3 protein-coding genes are annotated in these 2554 nt (G+C 61.5%); all 3 read right to left on the reverse strand.

Annotated elements, in window-relative coordinates; genetic code table 11:
* Window positions 1-38: 38 nt before the first annotated feature.
* A complete protein-coding gene (locus tag Q4G24_RS16520; RefSeq protein ID WP_303367628.1) occupies window positions 39-1130 on the reverse strand; it encodes a PQQ-dependent sugar dehydrogenase in 1092 nt (363 codons plus the stop codon).
* On the reverse strand, window positions 1084-1302 hold the full coding sequence (locus Q4G24_RS16525) for a hypothetical protein (protein ID WP_303367629.1): 219 nt from the start codon (window positions 1300-1302) through the stop codon (window positions 1084-1086). The genes Q4G24_RS16520 and Q4G24_RS16525 overlap by 47 nt, the downstream gene beginning before the upstream one ends.
* 155 nt (window positions 1303-1457) lie before the next feature.
* On the reverse strand, window positions 1458-2554 hold a 1097-nt coding region (gene groEL / locus Q4G24_RS16530; protein WP_303367630.1), incomplete at its 5' end, for a chaperonin GroEL.

Below are 2554 nucleotides of genomic sequence, written 5' to 3' on the forward strand. Positions count from 1 at the left end.
ATGAATCACGGACAGATGCCGCCCGTCTACCACTTAAGTTAGCGCGTATGGGGCTGGGTCACGCCCCCATCCTCATCAAGTGCCGCAACATAAAGCGAGCCGCGCTTCAGCGTCGGAATCAGCAGGCTGTTCGCAAACACGGGGATGGCATCGCCCGCATAGACCTGAACCGAGGCCGGTGCGTTGGTCGGCCAGCAGATATAGACCAGATCCCCGCAAATCGAGGTGTCGCCAAAATCATAGCCGTTTTCCACGGTGAACATGGTGGCGATCGGGTCGTGATAATTTTCGGGCGCGGGAAAGGCCGTTTCCGCAACCTGCGGCACCACATCGGGGATTTCCAGATCCGAGAAGGTCAGATCAGCGCAGGGGGTTGTCGCATTGGCCCAGCTTGCCCAGACATAGGCCTTGTCATCCCGCATGCCCGCCACATCCGGCCAGCCGTAATTGCCGCCCGCTTGCAGCAGGTTCAGCTCGTCATCGGTTTTCGGGCCTTGTTCGGATGAATACAGCCGCCCATCCGGGGCAAAATCAATGCCCTGCGGATTGCGGTGGCCATAGGTAAAGACATGGCTGCGCACCCCACCCAGTTCGGGATTATCCTTGGGGATCGAGCCATCGGGTGCAAAGCGCAGCGATTTCCCGACATAGGCGGCATAATCCGCAACCGCGATTTCCGAGGCGGTCGGCAGGCGCTGCGCCTCGTTCTTGCGGCAGGCCATGGCAAGCTGGTTATGACCCTGATCGCCCAGTGTCAGATGCAGCATTCCGTCGGGCGCAAATTTCAACCGGCCGGCAACATGATCGCTGTTGGCGGGCAGACCGTCCAGAATGGTCGTGGGGTTTTCCAGCGCCTCGCCGTTCCAGTCATAGCGCGCGACCTTCAGAAAGACATGGCGCATCACGTCGCCTTCAGGAGCGGTCAGATCGGTGCGGGTCGGGTCTTCATAGCTGTAGACAACGAAAATCCGATCGCTGCCCTGACCAAAGTCGGGATGCAGCGCCAGACCCAGCACGCCTGCCTGGCCGAAATCTTCGCCATAGGCCGCGTCCTCGATTTCCAACACCGGGGCTATGGTGCCGTCAGCGGTATTGACGCGGGTGATGCGTTTGGCCGTGCGTTCCGTCACCCAAAGCCAGCCGTCGGGGGCCAGCGTGATCTCGAACGGGTTTGGCCAGCGGGGTCATGGTAAAGGCGCTGTCATCGCCTGTCTGAACGCTGTCAGGGGCATTCTGCGCGGCGGCGGGCAGCGCCAGCGCCATGGCAGTGGTCAGGGCAAGCAGAGATGTTCTGGTCCGCATGGAGATTCCTTTGGGCGATATGGAACAAGCTGCCGTTCTGGCAGATCGTCCAGCACAACCTTCGGATGCGCAATCAGTTCCGGTCAGGATTAACATTCCGCACAAAAAAGGCCGCCCCAAGGGCGGCCTTTCCGGTGCCATAGCGGCGCGGATGATTACATCATGCCGCCCATGCCGCCCATGCCCATGTCGCCGCCCATGCCGCCAGCCGGGGCTTTGGGTTCGGGCTTTTCGGCGACCATGGCTTCGGTCGTAATCAGCAGACCGGCGACCGAGGCCGCGTCTTCCAGCGCGGTGCGCACGACTTTGGCCGGGTCGATGACGCCGAACTTGAACATGTCGCCATATTCTTCGGTCTGCGCGTTAAAGCCGAACGCCTTGTCGGTCGATTCACGCACCTTGCCCGCGACAACAGCACCGTCAACGCCCGCGTTTTCAGCGATCTGGCGCATCGGAGCCTCCAGCGCGCGGCGCACGATGGCGATGCCCGCTTCCTGATCGCTGTTGGCAGCAGTCAGACCGTCCAGCGCCTTGCCGCCCTGAACCAAGGCCACGCCGCCGCCGACGACAACACCTTCCTGCACCGCAGCGCGGGTGGCGTTCAGCGCGTCATCCACGCGGTCTTTACGCTCTTTCACCTCGACTTCGGTCATGCCGCCGACGCGGATGACGGCAACGCCGCCTGCCAGCTTGGCCACACGCTCTTGCAGTTTTTCGCGGTCATAGTCCGAGGTGGTTTCCTCGATCTGCTGACGGATCTGCGTGACGCGGGCTTCGATCTCGGCCTTTTCACCGGCGCCATCGACGATGGTGGTGTTGTCTTTGTTGATCGAAACTTTCTTGGCGCGGCCCAGCATGTCGATGCCGACGTTTTCCAGCTTCATGCCCAGATCTTCGCTGATGACCTGACCGCCGGTCAGGATGGCGATGTCTTGCAGCATGGCCTTGCGGCGATCACCAAAGCCGGGGGCTTTGACGGCAGCGATTTTCAGACCGCCGCGCAGCTTGTTGACGACCAGCGTGGCCAGAGCCTCGCCCTCGACGTCTTCGGCCACGATCAGCAGCGGTTTGCCCGACTGGATCACGGCTTCCAGCAGCGGCACCATCGGTTGCAGCGAGGACAGTTTTTTCTCGTGCAGCAGGATGTAGGCGTCTTCCAGATCGGCGACCATCTTGTCGGGGTTGGTCACGAAATAGGGCGACAGGTAGCCGCGGTCGAACTGCATCCCTTCGACGACTTCGACTTCGGTTT

Source organism: Paracoccus sp. (in: a-proteobacteria), assembly GCF_030538695.1.
In the GTDB taxonomy this organism is placed as follows: domain Bacteria; phylum Pseudomonadota; class Alphaproteobacteria; order Rhodobacterales; family Rhodobacteraceae; genus Paracoccus.

Bases quoted from the DNA above. Each gene is read 5' to 3' on its own strand.
- Q4G24_RS16525 (WP_303367629.1), bottom strand. From the start codon at position 1,302: ATGCGGACCAGAACATCTCTGCTTGCCCTGACCACTGCCATGGCGCTG.